This window comes from Streptomyces sp. CA-249302, from assembly GCF_050936785.1.
Classification (GTDB): domain Bacteria; phylum Actinomycetota; class Actinomycetes; order Streptomycetales; family Streptomycetaceae; genus Streptomyces.
This window is the reverse complement of the sequence record NZ_JBNJMG010000001.1, coordinates 7,022,742-7,042,397: the sequence shown is the minus strand read 5'-3', so window position 1 is coordinate 7,042,397 and position 19,656 is coordinate 7,022,742. Positions and strand designations below refer to the sequence as shown.

The following is a 19,656-nucleotide window of genomic DNA, read 5'->3' as shown; positions in this document are numbered from 1 at the left end:
ATCAACCCGGGCGCAACGCAGACCACTCCCTGTACCCTGTCGCCACTGTGCGTGAGGAGCCGCGACGCTAATCGGGGGATAGGGCGGATGAGTCTCCGGGCATTGCCGTTCGAGGACGAGGACGAGCAGCGAAGACTGTCGGTGTTCCATCTCGTCGGCCTGGCGGCCGGCGGGGTGATCGGCTCCGGCTGGATGCTGGGCGCGGGCGAGGCCTACGGGAAGGCCGGTTCGGACGCGTGGCTGGCCTGGCTGTTCGGCGGGCTGCTGATGCTGCTGATCGCCGGGGTCATGGTCGAACTGGGCACGGCCGCGCCCAAGACCGGCGGGCTGATCTTCCTGCCCTTGCAGAGCAGCGGCGCGCTGGTGGCGACGGTGATGGCGGCCGGGCTGTGGCTCGTCTACGCGATCAACCTGGCCAGCGAGGCCGTCGCGATGACGAAGGGCCTGTCGGGCTGGAAGGGCGTGCACGGGCTGCTCGACCCGTCCGACACGCTGACCACCGAAGGCTGGTGCTACGCCCTGGGGTTCATGGCCGCGATCTCCGCGGTGAACCTCATCGCCCCGCGCATCTTCTTCCGCATCAACTCCTGGCTGACGGTCCTCAAGGTGGTCGTCCCCGTACTGACCGTGGTGCTGCTGATCGCCGCCGGCTTCGACGACAGCGGCCTGCAGGCGAGCGAGCCCAGCGCCGGGAAGGGCGCGGCCGCCGCGCTGACCGCGGTGGTCGGCAGTGGCGTGATCTACGCATACGTGGGTTTCCAGGGCCCGTTGGACTTCGCCGGGAACGTCAAGCGACGGCCACCGGGTGAGGCGGCGCGGCTGCGGCGGGCGGTCTTCGGGACGATCATCGGCTCGATGGTGCTCTACATAGCGCTGCAGATCGTCTTCACCCGTTACCACGACGCCGCCTGGTCCACGGCCAACATGGGCTCGTCCCCGTACGCCCATTTCGCCTCCGCCGCAGGCCTGTTCTGGCTCGGCGTACTGCTCCGCGTCAACGGCGTGATCTCCCCCATGGGCGCCGGCCTGGTCTTCGCCCACTCCCTCACCCGCGAGGTCGCCGCACTCAGCCGCGCCCACCTCACCCACCGCGGCCTCCAGACCGCCCGCAAGGCCTCGCTGAAGCGGCGGTACGACGTCTACTGGCTGGTCCTGGTGGTCGACTGCGTCATCGCGGGCATCGCCCTGTGGGCGGTCGGCGGCAGCTGGCGGACCCTCGTCGCCGTCACCGGCGTACTCACCTTGGTCGTGTACGCCGTCCCGGGCGTGGCCCTGGTCTCCCTGCGCGGCTACCTCCCCGCCCACTCCGACCGCCGCCGCGACGCCCACGAGGTGCTGGCCCGCGCGAGCTTCGCCCTGATCGCACTGATCCTGTACGGCGCCGGGTGGGGCCCTCTGTGGCAGGGCATGACGGCCCTGACGGTGGGCTCCGCGCTGCTCCTGTGCCTACCGATCCTGGCCGGCTGGCTACCGGCTCTGGGGCGCATATACGACGCCAAGGTGCACGTCACGCAGTTCAGGGACTGGCGGACCAGCCCGGCGGCCCAGGCAGCCCTGTGGCTGATCGGCCAGCTGGCGGTCCTGATGCTGGTGACGCTGGTGTTGGGAGACTCCCCGATCACCCTGGACCACAAGGTTCTTGGGGGCTTCCTGGCGGTCGTAACCGCGTTGGTGTCCTTCGAGGGCCTGGTGAGGGCATCCAAGCAACACATGACCGAGATCCCACCGATGCTTCCCGCTCCCGGGCCAGGACAGCGCCCCAAAGGGGCGCGGGGCTCTGTTGAATCTGCGGCTACCGCCGCGCGGGCGCGACCAGCCACGACGGACCCGCAGCCGAGCGCTATCGCAAAGACCGAATGACCTCCCGCGCCTCCGCGTCGAACCCCACATCCCCCAACTCCCCCACCGCCTCCTCCCGCCGCCGCGCATCCGACCACCGCCCCACGGTCGCGCGAAGCAGAAAGTGCCGATCCTCCACCTTCATCGGACTGTCGCAGAGCCGGAGGACGATCGCCGCGACCTCCCTTGGGGTCACCCTCTGCTCGTTCTCCAGGAAGCGTTCCAGCAGATCCCAACCGTCACGCCCGCGCTCCTCACCAAGCTCGTACAGCCTGGCCGCGATCTCGGCGACGACCACACCCGCCCCCTCCGGCACCCGCACCGGGTCGGACGGATCCGCGAGCTCCTTGCAGGCCAGGTACACAGCCTCGGCCCGCCCCGCCGCACGCAGCCCGTCGACATACGCCACGAACAACCCGGGCTCGGCCCCCTGTTCAAGGACGCGGCCAGCGAGCCGCTGGGCGATCGTGTGCGCCGCGCGGTTGCGGTCCCGCGGCCGGTCGACCTTGCCGAGCAGCGTCACCAGATCGGTCCCGGAACGCCCGTCCGTGTGCACCGCGGCAGCGATCCGCAGCAGCCGACGGCACTCCGGCGGGGCGTTGACGTTGCTCAACGCCGTGTCCAGGCGGTCGAGTTCACGCGGGGAGCGGGGGCCCGCGTCCCGGTCGGTCCCCCGCGCGACGATGTCGGCGAGCAGTTCCTTGATCGTGCCCTTGAGCGCGTCGGACTCGTACCAGATCCGGACGATCTCGGCGAGGTCCTCCATCTGCTCCCGGGAGGCCGCGTGCCGGCGGATCTCCGCACACTTCCCGGCGTGCGGCGGCCTGGTCAACTGGCCGCAGATCTCGGCGATGTCGTGCCGCGTACGGCGCCTGCCGACGTGTTCGACGAGGGTGTCGGGGCTGTCCGTGCGGGTGGCGATCAGCCGGGCGATGATCTGCCGGGTGTCGTGGACGTGGTCGTCGAGCTGGAGCTGGGTGTCGACCCACTCCTCCAGGATCCGCTCGGAGGGACTGAGGTGGTGCAGCGCCCCGGCGAGGTCGTGGAACTCCCTTGGCACGGTGTCCGAGGCCAGGGTGCCGTTCCCGGTGATGGCCACCAGCGCCTGGCGCAGGAACTCGGCGGCTTCCTCGGGGCACTTCTCGTCGCGCAGGGCGATGTAGAGCAGCGCCTTGTCGAGGTTGGTGCGGCCGGAGCCCGGTTCGGTGAAGGCGCTGATCGTGCGGTCCACCAGGGCGGGTTCGCCGGCCCGTCGGCACACGCGGATGAACACGGCGACGTCCAGGACCGTCCGCTGGCAGGCGATGTCGTGGATGACGCCGTCGGTCAGCCGCGGCCGCCCCTCCCCGCCCGTGCGCTCCGCCTGCCACTGCCGGATCGCGAGGTCGGCGGCCTGCCGGATGTTCCGGCACAGGGCGGCCGTGGCCAGCATGTTGATGGCGTCCCGGTAGTCGAAGCAGCTCGCGGACTCGATGAGTTGCCCGATGGGGCGCTTGACGGCGAAGGCGTGCAGGGCGCGCACCGCGGTGGCGGGACGCGGGCGTTCACCGCCCTCGGTGCCGGGCCGTTCGCCCTCCCGCATGGCCCGCATCCGGGAGACGAAGGCGTCGACCGTGCAGGTGGTCACCCATTCGTAGCCGAAGCCCCACGCCTCACCGTCCTCGCCCTCCTCCTGGTGCCCCTCCCTCATACGCGCAGTGCCTTCTCCACCTGGTTCCAGTAGCGGGCGAAGGCGTGCGGCTCGCTGAAGGCGTTGTTGGCGCGGGCGTCTATGTGCCGCGCGAGGTGCCGGCTGGCGTCGTCCGGCCGGGTGCTGAGGATGGCGACGACGTCACCGGTCTTGCGCTCGTCCTTCAGCAGGTCGTCGAGGCGGGAGTCGCGGTCCAGCATCAGGGTGCGGACCCAGTCCTCGGGGTCGACCGGGAGCTGCGGGGCGCGGTCGCGCCGGTTGGCCTCCATGCGGTTGGTGAACAGCGGGGTGCCGTCCCGGGCGTCGTTGAGGGACATGCGCGGCACCTGGTGCGGCGCGGCGGCGCAGCTCTCCATCTCCCGCCTGACGGCCTCGCGCAGCAGGCCGATGGTGAGCCGCGCCTCGTGGTCCTTGGTGCCGTCCTGGAGTATCCGCAGCAGATGCCCGCTGAACGGGGTGCACCGCGCGAGGTCCCCGGGGAGGGCCGAACAGCCGTCGGCGGGCGCGAAGTTGGCGTTCTTCACCGCCGTGAACACACAGGTGCCCTCGTCCAGCTCCCCCAGCACGCCCGGCAGCACCGGCTCCTCGCCCAGCTGCGGCAGCAGGTTGGAGTAGCAGCAGTCGGCGATCAGCACCTTGAGCTTGGCCCGGGCGCGGCGCATCACTCGGTAGACGTACCAACTCGACAGCCAGGTCCAGGGTTTGTCCTTGTACGAGGATCCGACGGACAGGTGCACCTGGGCGCCCGGCAGATCGCTCCAGTACTGGCCGTGGCCGACGTAGACGACCAGGAAGATGTCCTCGGGCTCGGTCTCGTCCGCGGCCGCCTGAAGGGCCCGCATGACGCCGTCCGCCGTCTCCACCTCGTCCTTGCCCAGGACCCGGCAGCTGTCGGCGCCCCACATCGCGTCGCCGGCCAGCACCTCGCCGTACATCCGGGCGCTCTCGCCGATCGTCGGATGGCTGTCGATCCCCGAGTTCACGGCGTAGGCCGCCGGCCCGATCACCACCGCCCTGGATGCCATGTCAGCCGTCCGATCCTTCCGGGTCCGCCGAGCCGGTCTCCGCGTCGGGCACGGACTCCGTCCCGACGGTCACGTCCGGCGGGTCGAGCCGCTCGCTCCGCCACCGCTCGACGGCCTGCTTCACGGCGTCCACCGCGGCCGAGACACCGATCTCGACGGTCTTGCCGACGACGGCCACCAGGACGATCTCGACGATGCCGCTGCCGAGGGCGCCGTCCTCCTCGACCTCCCGGACGTGCCACGGCAGGTCGGCGGCCTCCTTGAGCTCGCCGAGCATCCGGTCCGTGTCGTCGAGCCCGGTCGGGCCCTTGACGGACACCGAGATCCGCACTGCCATGCGCACGCCCCCCGTCTCGCACCAACGCCTCTGCCAGGTTACCCACTTGGGCGGGAGCCGATCAGGGGTCCGGCGAGATCGGTGGTGGGCGGAGCGGGGAGCGGGGCATGATGCCGCCATGGCCGAGATCAGCGATTCGCTGTGGAACGACGGTGTTTCCGCGTCCGACTACGACGAGAGGTCCGAGGCCTACCGGGCCGCCCTGTTCGAGCAGTACAAGCTGTGCGTGGAGATGGCGGACCGGGTCAGCTCCCGGCGCAACCTGGCCAACACCTTCTTCCTGACCCTCAACAGCGGCCTGGTCGCCTTCCTGGGCGGCTGGCTCGCCCCGGCCCATCTGCGGGACGCGCCGGTGCTGTTGCTCCTGGCGGGGCTGCCGGTGCTGCTCGCGATCTGCGCGGCCTGGTGGTTCACGGTCCGCTCCTACGAGCAGCTCAACCAGGGCAAGTGGCAGGTGATCGGCGCGCTGGAGGAACGGCTGCCGACGCGGGCCTTCTCCGCCGCCGAGTGGCAGGCGCTGAGGGAGGGCCGGGACTGGCGGGTCTACCTGCGGCTGACCGTTGTGGAACGCTGGGTTCCCATCATCTTCGCCGGCACCTATGTGCTGGGCTTCCTGGCCCTGGCCCTGTGACGAGAGGTACGCAGTGATCACGATCGCCGTCACCGGCCATATGGACCTGGCCGCGGAGGCCACCGGTCCCGTGCGCGAGGCCCTGCGCGCGCTGCTGTCGGGTCTGGCCGGTGCGGAGCCGGCCGGCGAAGAGCTGGTCGGCCGCTCGTGCCTGGCGCGGGGCGCCGACTGCCTGTTCGCCGAGGAGGTCCTCGCCCTCGGCGGCCGGCTGGCGGCGGTCGTCCCGTCCCGGGACTACCGCTCGGCGGTGGTCCGCCCGGAGGATCTCGCCCAGTTCGACGCCCTGCGCGCCGCGGCCGGTGACGTAACGGTTCTCCCGTACGAACACGCGGGCACGGAGGCGTACGAGGCCGCCAACCGCCTTCTCCTTCAGGGCGCCCAGCGCCTGGTGGCCGTCTGGGACGGCAGCGCACCCACCGGCAAGGGCGGCGGCACCGCAGACACGGTGGCAGAGGCACGCGCGGCCGGGCTGGCGGTCGACGTGGTGTGGCCGTCGGGGGCACGGCGGACGGGCGCGCTGCGCTGAGGGCCGCCGCACTCCGCTGAAGGCATGTGCACCTGCCAAGGCCGTCCGGCCGCGCGCGGCGATCAATTCCGGCCATGTCGAAACAGGTCGCCCCAACTGGTGCGGAAGTGAGGCGAGTTGATCCAGGCGCAACTACAATTGACCCCGACATCGCGGCCGTACAGGGTCGTGACACGTCGATGAAGGCCGCGTCGGGGGACGCGTAGGCCTTGGATCGCCCCCGGTGCGTAGCGTTTGTGAACGTGGGACGGGGGCTTTGTGATGCCGGGTTCGGACACGGCCGGCGAGGGACTGTTCGCACTGCCGATGGTCGTCCCCCGGTCGACCGAATATAGCCGTCTCGGTGTGCCCCCGGAGGCGACGGCCCAGGAGATCCGCGCGGCGGCCGGACGATACGACGCCGCGCTCCAGGCGCGCGGCGCGAGCGAGGACGAGATCGTCGCCGCGCACGCCGTGAACCTGGAGAACGCCGAGGCCCGCGCCGAGCACGACGCGCGCTTCCCGCCGCTGCCGCTGCTGCGCCTCGAACCGACCTGGGAGCCCGTCCTCGACGAACGGGACGCCGGACTGACCGTGCTGCGCCGGGAGATCGAGGACTTCCTGACCGCGGCGGGCGAGACCGTGCACCACCCCATGGACACCACCCGCACCGACTTCACCGGCGACTTCACCCGCATTCACCTGCTCGACGGCTTCGCCGACGAGTGAACCCGGAGGATCCCTTGGAAGCTGAGCTGCACCGGGTCGTCGGCATCGACCTCGGCACCACGTACTCCGCCGTCGCCGCCTACGACCCCGACGAATTCGCGCCCACGATCCTCGCCGATCCGGAACTGGACGGCACCGCCGCCGTCGCCACCCCCTCGGTCGTCCGCATCGACCCCGCCACCGGCGCGCTGGTCGTCGGGCACGAGGCGAAGAACGCCATCAGCGGCGCGGCGGGCGCCGGTGACGCGCTGGTGGAGATCAAGCGCGAGATGGGCGCGGTGTTCACGCCGGAGCTGCTCCAGCACTTCGGCGCCGCCGGTGTCTACGCGGTGGACGACCCGGTGCGGGCCAGGCTCGGCGACGAGTGGCTGCGGCCGCAGGAGATCAGCGCGCTGGTGCTGATGCGGATGAAGCGGATCGCCGAGCGGACGCTGGGCGGCGACATCCACGACGCGGTGGTCACCGTACCCGCGTACTTCATGGAGCGGCAGAAGAAGGCCACCGAGGAGGCCGCCCTGCTCGCGGGGCTGTACCCGCGCCAGCTCATCCCCGAGCCGACCGCCGCGGCCATCGCCTACGGGGTCGACCGGGCCGAGTCCGAGAAGCAGGTCTATCTGGTCTTCGACCTCGGCGGCGGCACCTTCGACGTGTCGATCATCGAGACCCGGGACACCGAGATCGAGGTCATCGCGACCGCCGGCGACCAGCGGCTGGGCGGCGGCGACTTCGACGACGCGGTCGCCGCGTGGATCGTCGAGCAGCTCGGCGAGACCCTCGCCAAGGACACCGACCGGCTGCGGATCAAGGCGGCGGCGGAGGCGGCGAAGCGCGAGCTGTCCCTGCGCTCCGCCACCACGATCGACCTCGGCGGTACGGCGGCTCCCCTGGAACTCGACCGGGACGGCTTCGAGCGGCTGATCCAGCCCATCCTCGACCGCTCGCTGCACCAGGTCGACGAGGCCCTGAAGTTCGCCCGCACGGCGAAGGGCGTGCAGCGCGAGGACATCAACGCGGTTCTGCTGGTGGGTGGTTCGACCCGGATCCCGCGGGTCAAGCAGATCCTGCTGGACTACTTCGACCAGGACGAGGGGTTCGTACGAGGTGACGCCAACCCCGACACGCTGGTCGCCCGGGGCGCGGCGATCGTGGCCAACCGGTTCGAGCCGACGGACGCGTTCGACCTCGCCAGCCGGCCGAACGCGGAGCGCTCCGCGGACGAGCAGGACTACACCGTCACCCTGATCACCGAGCACACCCTGGGCGTCGGCGTCCAGCAGGCCCGCTTCAACGCGCTGATCCCGCGCGGCACGAAGATCCCGGCCCGCCAGACGAAGACGTACACGAACCCGGAACAGGCCCAGCGCATCGAGGCCGCGATCTACCAGGGCGAGGGCGAGTACGTCTACGACAACACCCTCATCGGCACGATCCACCTCGACGACATCGAGCCCCGGCCCGAGGGCTACCACCAGTTCGAGGTCGAGTTCTCGCTGGACGTGAACGGCCTGCTCGGCGTCCAGGTCACCCACACCAACACCGGCCGCGAGTACCAGGCGACCTTCGACCAGAGCACGACGATCGGCAAGGTCGACGAACTGGCGGAGCGGCGGGCGGCGTTGGTGAAGCTGTACACGACGGTACGGCCGGCGGGGGCGACGCCTTCCGGGGGTACGGCCGCCTCGGCACCCGCCGCCACACCGGGCGGCGGCGCGCCGGAGTTCACGGTGCCGCCGCCGGTGACCGCCACGGTCCCACCGCCGGTGACCGCCGCGGTTCCGCCCCCGGTGACCGCCGCGATCCCGAACCCCGCCCCGGCGCCGGAAGCCGCCCCCGCCGCCTCCCCCTTCACCGGCGTCGACCCCTCCGTCGTACCCGCCGAATACCGCCGCATGTTCAAGAAGGCCCTGCGCGCCGCCCAGGACGGCACCGCGCCCGCCTCCCTTGCCTCAGCCCTCAGCGGCTTCCTCGACGGCGTCCGCGACGGCGTGGACGAGGACACCCTGGACGATCTCGCCGACCGGCTCGAGGACGCGTATGACGACAGCCGTCGATGACCCGAGGCGGGTCGTCGAGGACGAGCTCGACGCCGAGTTCGCCGGTGTGGGGTGGTGGGGCTCGCTCTACCGCGCCCCTGGCCGGCGCCGGTGGTACCGGCTGATCCCGGTCGAGGAGGTGAGCGGCGAGCAGCGGGCCGAGCTGCTGGCCTGGCAGACCCGGCCGCGCCGCCCCGACCTGGTGCCGGTGGTGCGCGAAGAGCGGGGCGAGCAGCGGCAGTTCGGGGACCGCTGGTTCCAGATCGTGAGTTACGAGACCGACGCGGCCCGCAGCCTCGACGACGTCCTCGGCGACCCGGAACCGGCCTACCGGCTGGCCTGCGTGGCCGCCGCGCTGCGGGCGCTCCCGGGCTGGCGGGACGGGATCGGCCCCGGGCTGGTCCCGCTGCCCGCCGACATCGTGCTGGCCGGCCACAGCCCGCTGCTGCTGCCGCTGCCCGCCTGGGGCCCGCCCTCGCTCGGCCAGCTGTTCGCCGCGCCGGAGCGCCTGGCACACCTGACCCCGGAGGCCGCCCGCGGCCTCCCTCCCGGCGACCGGGACCCCGGCCTGCACGCCCTGTCCGTCACGGCCCTGCGCTGCTTCGAGTCACTGCCGTACGGCGATCCGGACCGCCTGATGCAACGGACGGCCTGCGCAGGGGTGTTCGGCGGGCAGCGCGGAGACGGCCGACTGCCGGTGTGGATGCGGCGGGTCGGGCAAGTGCGGGCGGCGCTGGACGAGTTGGCCGGGATCACCGGACTGCGCGGCGCCAGGGCCGATGGGCGCGACATGGCGCGGCGAGACTCGGGCGGTCTCGCCGGGCCGCGCCGCACCGGACCCGGCGAGGCGGAGCCGGCGCGGCTGGCCGACGTACTCGATGCGGCGCGGCACTCGATGGACCCGGTGACGACCGTGCGTGCGTTGCGTGAGGCGGGCGAGCCGCACCGGGCCCTCGGGCTCGCGCACGCGGCGCTGGTCGACCGGCCGGGTTACGACCTGCTGCTGCTCGCGGCCGGGATCGCCGGCCAGGACCTGCGGGAACCGCTGGAGGCTCTGTCGCTGCTGGAGCGGGCGGTGCTCGCGGATCCGGAGCGCGTGGAGGCGTACGAGGAGCAGCTGGCGATCGTCGGCGGGCTGGCGTCGGCGGGCCGGGGGCGGGTTTCCGGCGGCACCGGCGACTCCTCCGGCTCCTCCGACTCCTCCGACTCCTCCGACTCCTTCGCCGAGCGGCTCAGAGCGACCGCCACCGCGGCCTTCGACCGCCTGCCGCCCGGTCAACGCCGGGACCACGCCCACGAGATGGCGTCCTGTCTCATCGGCCTGGGCGAGCTGACCGCGGCCAACGCCTTCGTGCACGGGTGGCTGCACGACGGGCCGACGCTGATGTGGTGGAGGTTCGACCTGATGATCGACTACGCCGAGACCTTCCTCGGCCTCGGACACCTCGACGCGGCCGCCCAGATCTCGGAACAGGTCAGGGCGGGCCTGAAGAAGGTCAGGGAGAACGGGCAGATGGCCCGGGACGAGATCCACCGGCACGGCATGCGGCTCGCGGACTTCGACCTCACGCTGCTGGCGGCCCGGGACGGGGAGACACACACATGACCACGATCCTGCTGCTGGTGTTCCTGCCGCTGTTCTTCCTGTCGACGGTGGCCAGCGGGCTGTACTTCCTCGTCGTCCTGCCGGGCCGCTGGCGAGTGCCGTACGAGGAGTCCCTGGCACTGCTCGACAGCGACGACCGCGACGAACTTGAGCGGGCCGACCGCCTGCTCGGCCAGGCGGTCAACGCCGGGCCGCGGGGCAAGGGGCTCTCGCGGATCCGGTTCGCGCAGGCCTATGTGCGGGCGATGCTCGGGACCTACGAGCCCGCCCGGTACGCCGCCGCCGCGACCGTCCTCGACGAACTGGTCGCCGCCGACGGGCACTCGGCGCACACCGCGTACCTGGAGCTGTGGGTCCAGTCGAGGCTGGACAACCACGACCGCGTCACCGATCTGTACGCGGAGCAGCGGGAGTTGCTGGACGGTCGTCCGGACAGCCGCCGTATCGCCGCCGTGTCGCATCTCCAACTGGCCGTCGGCCACTGGCGGCGCCGGGAGACCGACGGGGCGCTGCACCACTTCGACCGGGTCCGTGAGCTGGGCGAGCTCACCGAGCGCATCCCGCCCGAGGTGAACGACCTCCAGCTGGTCAAGGGCGTCCAGGCGGTCTTCGACGGGCGGACCGACGAGGCACGGGACGCCTTCGCGGACGCGCGCAGGCGCAGCGCAGAGCGCGGAGTACCCACCGCCCAGGCCGAGTTGGGACTGCTGGCCTGCGACTGGGCGGACGGCGATCCCGGGCAGCTGGGCGAGTGGCTGGAGCGGCTCGCGCAGGAGGTCGAGCGGGAACTGACGGACCTGCCCGCGAATCCCGGCGGGGCCTCTGCGGAATCCGGCGCCGACGAGGACTCCGACGCCGACTCGGACGCCGACACCGACACCGACACCGACGCCGACGCCGACGCCGACGCCGACGCCAAGGAACGCAGCCGCACCGCCGAGCTGCTCCGTACCGGCATCGCCCTGCTGCGGCTCATCGCCCTCGTCCGGGAATGGTCGCGGCGCCCCGCCCTGAGCGGGGCGCCCTCCGCGGCCGACTTCGCGGAGTTCGACGCGCGGGTGGACGCGGTGCGGGCGGCCGACCCCGAACTGGGCGACGCCGCGCTCGTCGGCGGGCTGGTCCGCTACTACTTCGCGCTGAGCCAGCCGGAGCGGGAGCAGGCCCTCGCCGTGCTGGACGGCGGGACCGAGCTGGCCAAGGGCATCATGCTGCCCGAGGTGCTGGACCTGATGGAGCGCGAGCGCGCCCTCGGCGGCGAGGGGGACGCCATCTCCCGCTACCTCGCCCTGGTCACGGAGTTCCTCGACGACCCCGACCGGTCCCCCGAGGACCGGGCCCAGTACCGCAGGCTGAAGGCCAGGTTCACCCGGTTCCAGGACGCGGAGGGCATCGAGGAGGGTGCCGTACCGACGCAGCGGTCCGCGCCCGACGACCACCGGCGCCGCTCGCAGGCGCTGCGTCGGCGGATCGAGCTGATCGTCTATCCACGGGTCCGGGACCTGCCCGACGACGCCCCCGCCAAGCTCGCCCTGCGCGAGCTGCTCGCCGACCTCGACCGCGCCTCCGGGGTGTACGCCGAGGGCGCCGAGGTGCTCCAGAGCGCCGAACAGAAGCTCATCACCAGCACCGGAGCGATCCTGCTGCCCGAGGAGCCCGAGGAGAACGCATGACCAGGAACCTGCCCGACCGACGGGCCGGGTCGGCTCCCGGGCGGCTGGCGGCACTTGGCGGACTGCTGCCCGGGCGGCGCCGTACGGCCGACCACGGGGGGCTGCTCGACCGGCTGCCGCCGGTGGAGCACCGGCCCGCGGCGGACGAGGACCAGCTCTTCGAACAGGCCTCGCTGGCCCGGGTGTTGCTGCTGATGGTGAAGGTCGACCAGGAGTCCGAGTACCTGCTCTGCCGCGAACTGGCCGAGCACGCGCTCGGCACGGTGCCCGAACCGGGCGAGTCACCGGAGTGAGGAGAGGGCGCCCATGAGCGGCACCGGCCGTGACCACACCTTCCAGGAGATCCGCGTGCAGTCCCTGCACGCCCCGGCCTTCGAGTTCAGGGAGCCGACGGAGACCAGGGGGCACGGGGACTTCGCCGAACACGACCGCCGCCTGGAGGAGATCGCCCGCGAGGCGGCCGCCCGGGCCGCCTCGGACACGGCACTGGTCCTCGTACCGCCGATCGCCGCACTCGAGGAGATGGTGCTGGTCCTCGACGGCGACGAGGACCTGCTGGAGGACGCCCGCGCCAACGCGGCCGAAGGCGCCTACGAGCTCGCCCTGGAGCTGCTCGCCGAGTACCTCCAGGCGCACCCCGAGCACCAGGAGGGGCGGTACCTGCGCGCGTACTGCCTCTACCGGCTGGACGGGCCGCAGCAGTCGGAGGCGCTGGAGATCCTGGGCCGGCTGCGCACCGAGGAGGGCCTGCCGGAGGAGCTGCGCGAGCGGATCCGGGACCTGCGCCGCGAGCTGCGCCGCAGGCTCACCCCGCCGGAGATCGCCGCGTACACCGAGAAGGTGCGCTCCGACCCGCTCGGCGCGCAGGCCCGGTTGCAGGCCTTCCTGGAGCTGGCCCCGGAGGAGGGCATGGTCTCCTACCTCCTCGCCCTCGCCCAGGCGCGGCAGAACCGCCTGGAGCTCGCCCTGGACACCGCGGAGCGGGGCGCCGCCGCGGCGGACGTCGACCGGGGCGAGGTGGCGGCGCTGGCGCGCAGGCTGCGGCTCGCGCTGCTCGGCACCCATGCGGCGCCGGCCACGTCCGCGTTCAAGACCGGTGACTTCGACCGCGCCCGGCGCGAGCTGGCCCGGATGGACCCGCGGTGGCGGCGCAGCGCGGTCCTGGACGACTTCGACGCCCATCTCGCCCTGCTGATCGGCCGGCCGCGCGGTGAGCGGCCGCTGCCGCCACCGCGCCTGACCGCCGAACGCGCCGAGGACCTCTACTCGCTGATCGCCGAGGACGACTGCCGGCACGCCTCGATGCTGATGCAGACCGGCCGCGCCGTCGAGGCCGAGCGGCTGCTGGCCCACCTGCTGACCCTGCTCCCCCGCTTCGCCTGGCTCAACTTCCTCTGCGCCGCCTGTCTCTACCGCCTGCGCCGCTCTCCGGACCGGGCGGCGGCCTGCGCCGAGATCGCCCGCACGGACCGCACCCTCACCCAGGCCGGCGAACTCCTCGAAGCGATCCGGAGCTGGCAGGAGGCCACCGTCATCAACCCGGCGGTGGACGAGTACCTCGCCGCCATGGAGTCGGTCCAGGGCGGTGTGTCCGTCGACCGCCTCGCGGCCCTGCGCCGGCGCCTGACCGCGCTGGAGCGGCAGCTTCCCACGCTGCGCGGGGCGGCCCGTACGGAGGGCGGCGCGCAGGTGGTCGAGCAGTTCGGGCAGGCCATCGCGGACCGGCTGCGGGAGATCGACGACGCGATGGTGGTGGGCGGCCTGTACGAGAAGTACGACCGTGTCATGTCCTCCGTGCAGGGCGGCATCAAGGGCGGCGCGGAGGCGGACCGCCTCGACGGCTCCCTCGCCGCCCTGGCGACCGAGATCAAGTCGGTCCGCAAGAACGCCAAGGAGAGCGCCCGCGGCCAGCTCGACGAGCTGACGTCCCTGGTGACCCGGCGCCGCGGCGAGCTGGAAGAGGTGAAGGCCTCCATCCAGGTCTCCGACCTCGTGGGCCGCTTCAACGACCTTGCCCAGCAAGGGCGTTACGCCAACCAGTACACCCTGCGCGCCCAGCTGACCACGATCCTCCAGGAGGCGCAGAAACTGAACCGCCGCAAGAGCCGGCTGGACGCCCGCAGCCGGGAACTCCTCGACCAGCTGATCGGCACCCTCTCCAGGACCCTGCGATGACGACCGAAGCCCCCACCCAGCAGTGGGACGTGTTCATCAGTTACGCCCGCGAGGACTACATCCAGGCCAAGGACCTCCAGGACGCGCTCGGCGAGTACGTGACGGCCCGCGGGGCGGCGCCGAGGATCTACCTCGACGTGTCCCGCAAGGACGGCACGCCCCTCGGCGCGGACTTCCAGAGCTTCCTGGAGGACGCCCTCCCGCGCAGCCGCCATGTGGTGGCGCTCTATTCGCAGACGTACTTCGACAAGCCGATCTGCCAGTGGGAGCTGCACGAGGCGTACAACCTGAACCCCAAGGAGGGCGGGCGGCTCATCCCGCTGCTCATCGATCCCGCGGCCGTCCCGAAGGTGCCGTACATCGTGCACCGGATCAACTGGATCTCGACGACCCGGCCGCGCTGGATCGACGAGGTGGCCGGGGCCCTGGGCCTGCGCCCCACCGAGACCCGCACCGCCCTGCGGTTCGGCACACCCCTCACCGACGCCGTCGCGGGCCACACCCTGCCGCCGGTGACGGTCACCGGTTCGGCCCCGGGCGGCGCGCCCCCGTGGCCGGCCGGCGGGACGGTCACCGTCTCGGCCCAGCCGGAGGACGCCGGCCTGACCGGCACGCTCACGGCCCAAGTGACCCGGGACCGGGCGGTCTTCACCGACCTCGCCTTCGCTTCGGCCGCCTCCGGGGTACGGCTCCTCGCGACCGCCCCCGGCTGCGAACCGGTGACCAGCGCACCCTTCGAGGTGCGCCCCCGCGAGGAACCGCCGTCCTTCCGCGAGACCGACGACCGCCCCGCGCTGCCCGCGCGCGGCCACCCGGTGTTCTTCCCCGACGGCCTGGGGCTGGTGGTACGCGACGGGCGGACCCTCACGGTCCATTCGGAGGGTTACGAGGCGGTCGGCGGCGGCGAGTTGCGGGACCGGCCGCGGCTGTGGGCGCACGGCGAGCGCTGTCTGGCCGTCGCCGACTGGTCGGGGCGGGTGGTCCTGGCGGCCCCGGACGGGCGGACCCGCGTGGTGGACCTCCCGGTCCGGCCCGGCGCCCGCTTCAACGTGCCGGGCGGGCTGGCCTTCGGCGCGGACGACGTGCTGTACGCCGGCACCTGGGGCGGGACCGTGTGGCGGCTGTCCCTCGACGCCGGGGAGCCGGAGCGGGTGCTCGAACACCGGGGCGGCGTCCAGGTGTTGGCGGACGGCGGGGACGGGCTGCTGGTGGGCGGCCTCGACGGCGGGCTCACCGTGTACCGGGGCGACCGGGTGGCGGCGGAGCACACGCTGGAGCCGCTGCTGCCGGCCATGGCGCGGGTGCGGGACTTCGCCCTGGTGGTCGGCGAGCGGCGCGTCCACCGGCTGGACCTCGTCGGCGGACGGCTGCTCCAGGTCGACCAGCCGGTCGGCGCGGTCACCGGGACCCTGCCGGGCGGCGAGCTCACCGCGGTGATGGACGCCGAGGGCCAAGGCGTCTGTCTCGACGCCGAGTTGGCGGTGCGGGTCGGCTTCCGCGGGGTGCCCGGCGCCCGGCCCGTGGCCTCCGGGCTCGGCGGGCGGCTGCTGGTGCTGGAGAACCCGGACGGCTCGCACGCCCTCGTGCGGGACGGCCGTACCACCTATGTGTCGGAGCACCCGATGACCGTCTCCACGGACGGCCGCCGGGCGGCGGTGTCGGACGGGGAACGGCTGATCGTGCTGCCGACCGGTGAACTCGGCGGGACGGCGTCGGCGGAGGGCGGGCGGGCATGAGGACGCGCAGGGCGCCGGAGAACCGGCCCGATGTGCTGTGGCGGATGGTCGGCGGGCTGTGGTCCGACCTGGAGGCCGGACTGCCGCTCACCCAGGGGCAGTTGGACGCCGTCGTCGAGGGCTTCTTCCGGATCGGCGTACACCCCGGCACCGACCCGGCGACCGCGCTGGTCCTCCTGGTCCGCGCCCACCGCCTGGACAGCGCCAACCCGAAACACCCGTACCACGTCGGCCTGTTGTACCTCCGCCACGGCCTCCCGGAGGCGGCCGCCCGCTGGCTGACCGCGGCGGCCGCACTCGCCCCCGCCAGCCACCGCGTCTGGGCCCATCTGAGCCTCACGCACCGGCAGTTGGACAAGGACCCCGCGAGCGGGCAAGGCGGCTCCGGGGAACACCGCGCCCGCGCCGAGTCGATCGCCGGCACGATCCGCGAGGGCCGCGAGGACTTCGACCCGGAGATCGCCGGGTCCGTGCTCCCTCTGCTGCGGCCCGGGGAGTGCCGCTGGTCGGGCGTCCTCGACATGGAGGCCGACAGCCGGCTGCGCGACCGGACCACCACCCGCACCAGGGACGCGCTCGCCGAGGAACTGGAGAGCATCGCGGGGCTGTCGGAGCGCCGCGGGGGCGGGACGGCCGCGTTCACCGTCCTCGCCGTGCAGTGGATGGTGTACGGCTATCCGGCCGCGACGGTACGCCGACTGGCGAAGCGGCTGCCGCCGGACGACGGTCCCGCGGCGCTCCTGCTCGACCTGGTCTGCGACCTGTTCGAGACCGACCGGGCCGAACTCCCCGAGCGACTCGCCACCTGCCTGGCCGAGGGCCTGCTGCCCGAACTCCTCACCGCGCTGATCCACCGACAGCGCCTGCTGTGGCGCCCGTTGCGCTTCCCGGACGTGGGCGCGCACGCGGCGGCCAGGGACTTCACCGACGGCGACCCGGCACGGCACGTGACATCGCTGAGGGCGGCGGAGAAGGAGCTGGGCGCGGGTCCGCCGGAGGAGATGACGGACGTACCGCAGTCGTCCGGGGGCGAGGAGGGGGAGGCGGCGACGCCCGACGAGCGGCTCACGGAGTGCGAGCAAGCCGCCGCCGGGCTCCAGGAGTTGATCCAGGAGGCCAAGGCGCAGGCGCAGGCCCTGGCCAAGGGGAAGGTGGGGAGCGCGGCCGACTTCGCACGGATGTCGGGGGACAAGGAGCTGCTGACCCGGCTGGTCGAGGGCCTCGAAGAGGTACGGATGGCCTGGCTGACCACCCTGAAGGAGCTCACCGGCACCGATCCGGCCGGGCTGGTCATGCCGTTCGAGGAGTTCCAGAAACGGGCGGAGGGGTGCGAGGCCGAACTACAGAAGCCGGCGACGACGCTGCGGAACATCCTGAAGCGGGCGGACCGGAAACTCGACGGCAGGAAGGGGGAGTTCGGGCACCTCCCGACCGAGCCGTCCGAGCAGGCGCTGGCCCTTGAGGGGCGCGTGTCCGCCCTGCGGCAGCAGCAGCCCGCCGGCGCGGCCACCCCTGTGTCCGCGGCCCCGGCCGACCAGCCCTTCTCCCCCGAACCTGCATCACCAGCCCCACCCGAGCCCCCCGCCGAAGCCACCCCCCGCGAGCGCGTCACCCATGCCCTCGCCGCCGCCGAGAGCCGGCTCGACGCCAACTTCGCCGAGGCCTGGCGGACCCTGGACGCCTATCCGCCCGCGCTGTGGCACCGGGACGCCGTCGCCCTGTTGCGGGCCTACGTCGGGGGTCACCAGGCCGAGGCCGATCAGCGGCTGGGGCGGACCACCGCGGCCCGGCGGCGGTGGAGTGCCATGCTCGCCGACGATCCGCTGGACACCGCCGTGCTGCGCAACCTCGCCGTGGCGCACACCACTTCGGGCGACCTGGGCCCCGCCGCGCAGGCGTGGCGCCGTTATCTGGAGGCCCTGTACCTGCGCGACCTGCTGCACGGCGACATCCGCCGCGGCGCCGCCGAACGCGCCGAGGTGCACCGCGTCCTGGCCGGCTCCTTCGGTACGGCCCCGCTGTGCGCCGCGTCGGCGGCGGACCGCGAACTCGACGGCGACCTGCGGCAGGTGCCGCCCGTGCTGGCCAGTCGCGGCAAGGTCACCCTCGCCACCGCCCACCTGCGCCTGGAGGAGCTCAACCACACCCTCGCCCACCGCGGCCCCACGCTGCTGCTCGGCGTCGGCCGCTCGGTCGGCGAGACGGAGCTGGCCGCCGCCCGGGACCGCCGGACCGCCGCCGTCGACACGGCCGTACAGGCGCTGCCGGCCAGGGTCCGGGAGCCGTACGCGAAGCTCTGCCGTCAGTTGGTCGACGAGGCGTTCCGGGAGGCCTCCGAGACGGGCCGGCGTACCCGCAGGGCGGGGGACGAGGCCGAGGAGCAGGCGCACATGGAGTGGGTGCGCGGGCGGATCCTGTGGAAGCTGCGGATCACCAGCGCCATCACGGGCACCCAGGCCGAGTGGCCGCTCACCGAGTACTCCGGCGATGTGATCGGCAACCTGCGGCTCATCGACGCGCTGCCGCTGGACCCGGCGGACGAGACCGTGCTGCGCGCCGCCCAACTGCTGGGCGTGCAGGGCGATCCCGCGGAGTTCGTGGCGCGGCACAACCAACTCTCCGAGCTGGCCGGCGCGTTCGCGCTGCGGCAGATCTTCGACGCGGCCGAGGAGACCAGATCGGGTCCGGTCACCAAGGACTTCCCGGACCGGTTCCGCCGTACCGCCCGCTCCTGGGGCCGTAATTCCGCCACCATCCTCGACCGGTACACGGACCGCCTCGACGACCCGATCGACCTCTACTACCCGTCCGCGCGCTCGGCGTTCGGCGTGCTCGAGGCGTCCGCCGTGCCCACGGACGACCGGGAGCGCGACATCGTCACGGCCGCGGTGGCGGGTCTGGAGCGGTGGGTGGAACGGCTGCCCGGCGCCACCGGCCCCGCCCGCGCCCTGGCCCGGCTGCTCGGCAGCCTCGGCCGGCACGACGAGGCCCGGGAGGTGCTGGTCAGGGCGCGGGACGAAGCCTTCAGCGAGCGCGGGCGGGAGAAGCTCGCCGTGTCCTTCGTCCGGGACTCGATCGCGCGCGAGGAGTACGCGGAGGCGGTCGAGCAGGTACGGGCGCTGCTGGACGGCGGCTCCGACGACGAGCGGCTGCGCTATCTGCTCGTCGAGGCCTACAACCACTGGATCAGCTCGGGGAAGCTGCTCCCTCCGGCTCGCCGCATCACCGAGGACTTCGCCCGGTGGACGGACGACGAGACGGTGCAGAACAGCCGGCTGCTGGTCGTCTCGGCGACCATGGCCCGGCACCGGGACCGCCCGGACGGCACCGGCGCCGGCCGGCTCGCGGACGACCTGCGCGAGGTGTACGAGGCCGACCAGGGCAACCTGGAGGCCCGCTACCACCTGGTGCACGCCCTGTACGGCGAGGCCTGGCAGCTGCGCGAACGGATCCGCTCGGCCTCGGGCGGCCTGCGCCGCACCCTGCGCGAGCAGCTGGACGCCGTACGCGCGGAGTGCGAACGGCACGCCCTGGGCCTCGTCGGCACCGGTCAGGCGGGGGCGTTCGCCGGATCCGACGCGGGGTCCCAGGAGCGGACGGTGGACACGGGCACGCTGCGGGACGCGGAACGGCGGGCGAAGATCCAGGAGATCCTTCAGAAGGTACGACCGCGGGGATGA

14 protein-coding genes are annotated in these 19,656 nt (G+C 72.9%); 11 read left to right on the top strand and 3 right to left on the bottom strand.

Annotated features, from left to right (window positions below; translation table 11 throughout):
* The first annotated feature begins 87 nt into the window (after nt 1–87).
* The gene (locus tag ACQEWB_RS31975; RefSeq protein WP_432837100.1) at nt 88–1,860 is read left to right on the top strand and encodes an APC family permease; all 1,773 of its coding nucleotides are present in this window, start codon (nt 88–90) and stop codon (nt 1,858–1,860) included.
* On the opposite strand, the gene ACQEWB_RS31970 is transcribed toward ACQEWB_RS31975, so the two are convergent.
* Genes ACQEWB_RS31970 through ACQEWB_RS31960 form a run of 3 tightly spaced genes read right to left on the bottom strand, consistent with a single transcriptional unit; the run spans nt 1,841 to nt 4,891 of the window.
* Nucleotides 1,841–3,529 carry a hypothetical protein gene (locus ACQEWB_RS31970; protein WP_432837098.1) on the bottom strand — a complete coding sequence of 563 codons (1,689 nt, stop codon included), beginning with the start codon at nt 3,527–3,529 and terminating at the stop codon, nt 1,841–1,843. The genes ACQEWB_RS31975 and ACQEWB_RS31970 overlap by 20 nt on opposite strands.
* Complete coding sequence (locus tag ACQEWB_RS31965) at nt 3,526–4,554, bottom strand: hypothetical protein (protein WP_432837096.1); 1,029 nt, start codon at nt 4,552–4,554, stop codon at nt 3,526–3,528. The genes ACQEWB_RS31970 and ACQEWB_RS31965 overlap by 4 nt, the downstream gene beginning before the upstream one ends.
* A 1-nt stretch (nt 4,555) precedes the next feature.
* Nucleotides 4,556–4,891, bottom strand: coding sequence for a hypothetical protein (locus tag ACQEWB_RS31960; protein ID WP_432837094.1), 336 nt, complete (start codon nt 4,889–4,891; stop codon nt 4,556–4,558).
* Between the two features lie 118 nt (nt 4,892–5,009).
* On the opposite strand from ACQEWB_RS31960, the gene ACQEWB_RS31955 reads away from it, so the two are divergent.
* From ACQEWB_RS31955 to ACQEWB_RS31910, 10 genes are all read left to right on the top strand, one after another.
* Nucleotides 5,010–5,522, top strand: a complete 513-nt coding sequence (locus tag ACQEWB_RS31955) for a RipA family octameric membrane protein (protein WP_432837092.1) — start codon at nt 5,010–5,012, stop codon at nt 5,520–5,522.
* A gap of 13 nt (nt 5,523–5,535) precedes the next feature.
* On the top strand, nt 5,536–6,048 hold the full coding sequence (locus ACQEWB_RS31950; protein WP_432837090.1) for a hypothetical protein: 513 nt from the start codon (nt 5,536–5,538) through the stop codon (nt 6,046–6,048).
* A gap of 261 nt (nt 6,049–6,309) precedes the next feature.
* Nucleotides 6,310–6,756 (top strand): hypothetical protein, encoded by a 447-nt coding sequence (locus tag ACQEWB_RS31945; RefSeq protein ID WP_432837088.1) that lies wholly within the window; start codon nt 6,310–6,312, stop codon nt 6,754–6,756.
* A 14-nt stretch (nt 6,757–6,770) separates the two neighbouring features.
* A complete protein-coding gene (locus ACQEWB_RS31940) occupies nt 6,771–8,810 on the top strand; it encodes an Hsp70 family protein (RefSeq protein ID WP_432837086.1) in 2,040 nt (679 codons plus the stop codon).
* Complete coding sequence (locus ACQEWB_RS31935) at nt 8,791–10,395, top strand: hypothetical protein (protein WP_432837084.1); 1,605 nt, start codon at nt 8,791–8,793, stop codon at nt 10,393–10,395. The genes ACQEWB_RS31940 and ACQEWB_RS31935 overlap by 20 nt, the downstream gene beginning before the upstream one ends.
* Entirely contained in the window at nt 10,392–12,065 is a 1,674-nt protein-coding gene (locus ACQEWB_RS31930; RefSeq protein WP_432837082.1) for a hypothetical protein, read from the top strand. Before ACQEWB_RS31935 ends, ACQEWB_RS31930 begins: the two co-directional genes overlap by 4 nt.
* Nucleotides 12,062–12,358 carry a hypothetical protein gene (locus ACQEWB_RS31925; RefSeq protein WP_432837080.1) on the top strand — a complete coding sequence of 99 codons (297 nt, stop codon included), beginning with the start codon at nt 12,062–12,064 and terminating at the stop codon, nt 12,356–12,358. The genes ACQEWB_RS31930 and ACQEWB_RS31925 overlap by 4 nt, the downstream gene beginning before the upstream one ends.
* A gap of 13 nt (nt 12,359–12,371) precedes the next feature.
* On the top strand, nt 12,372–14,240 hold the full coding sequence (locus ACQEWB_RS31920; protein WP_432837078.1) for an alkyl sulfatase dimerization domain-containing protein: 1,869 nt from the start codon (nt 12,372–12,374) through the stop codon (nt 14,238–14,240).
* On the top strand, nt 14,237–15,976 hold the full coding sequence (locus ACQEWB_RS31915; protein WP_432837076.1) for a toll/interleukin-1 receptor domain-containing protein: 1,740 nt from the start codon (nt 14,237–14,239) through the stop codon (nt 15,974–15,976). The genes ACQEWB_RS31920 and ACQEWB_RS31915 overlap by 4 nt, the downstream gene beginning before the upstream one ends.
* The gene (locus ACQEWB_RS31910; RefSeq protein ID WP_432837074.1) at nt 15,973–19,656 is read left to right on the top strand and encodes a hypothetical protein; all 3,684 of its coding nucleotides are present in this window, start codon (nt 15,973–15,975) and stop codon (nt 19,654–19,656) included. Before ACQEWB_RS31915 ends, ACQEWB_RS31910 begins: the two co-directional genes overlap by 4 nt.

Excerpts from the sequence above, each read along its gene's own strand:
- ACQEWB_RS31945 (WP_432837088.1), top strand. The coding sequence starts at position 6,310 with ATGCCGGGTTCGGACACGGCCGGCGAGGGACTGTTCGCACTGCCGATG.
- ACQEWB_RS31910 (WP_432837074.1), top strand. The coding sequence starts at position 15,973 with ATGAGGACGCGCAGGGCGCCGGAGAACCGGCCCGATGTGCTGTGGCGG.
- ACQEWB_RS31965 (WP_432837096.1), bottom strand. The coding sequence starts at position 4,554 with ATGGCATCCAGGGCGGTGGTGATCGGGCCGGCGGCCTACGCCGTGAAC.
- ACQEWB_RS31915 (WP_432837076.1), top strand. The coding sequence starts at position 14,237 with ATGACGACCGAAGCCCCCACCCAGCAGTGGGACGTGTTCATCAGTTAC.
- ACQEWB_RS31960 (WP_432837094.1), bottom strand. The coding sequence starts at position 4,891 with ATGGCAGTGCGGATCTCGGTGTCCGTCAAGGGCCCGACCGGGCTCGAC.
- ACQEWB_RS31930 (WP_432837082.1), top strand. The coding sequence starts at position 10,392 with ATGACCACGATCCTGCTGCTGGTGTTCCTGCCGCTGTTCTTCCTGTCG.
- ACQEWB_RS31925 (WP_432837080.1), top strand. The coding sequence starts at position 12,062 with ATGACCAGGAACCTGCCCGACCGACGGGCCGGGTCGGCTCCCGGGCGG.
- ACQEWB_RS31955 (WP_432837092.1), top strand. The coding sequence starts at position 5,010 with ATGGCCGAGATCAGCGATTCGCTGTGGAACGACGGTGTTTCCGCGTCC.
- ACQEWB_RS31935 (WP_432837084.1), top strand. The coding sequence starts at position 8,791 with ATGACGACAGCCGTCGATGACCCGAGGCGGGTCGTCGAGGACGAGCTC.
- ACQEWB_RS31920 (WP_432837078.1), top strand. The coding sequence starts at position 12,372 with ATGAGCGGCACCGGCCGTGACCACACCTTCCAGGAGATCCGCGTGCAG.
- ACQEWB_RS31975 (WP_432837100.1), top strand. The coding sequence starts at position 88 with ATGAGTCTCCGGGCATTGCCGTTCGAGGACGAGGACGAGCAGCGAAGA.
- ACQEWB_RS31970 (WP_432837098.1), bottom strand. The coding sequence starts at position 3,529 with ATGAGGGAGGGGCACCAGGAGGAGGGCGAGGACGGTGAGGCGTGGGGC.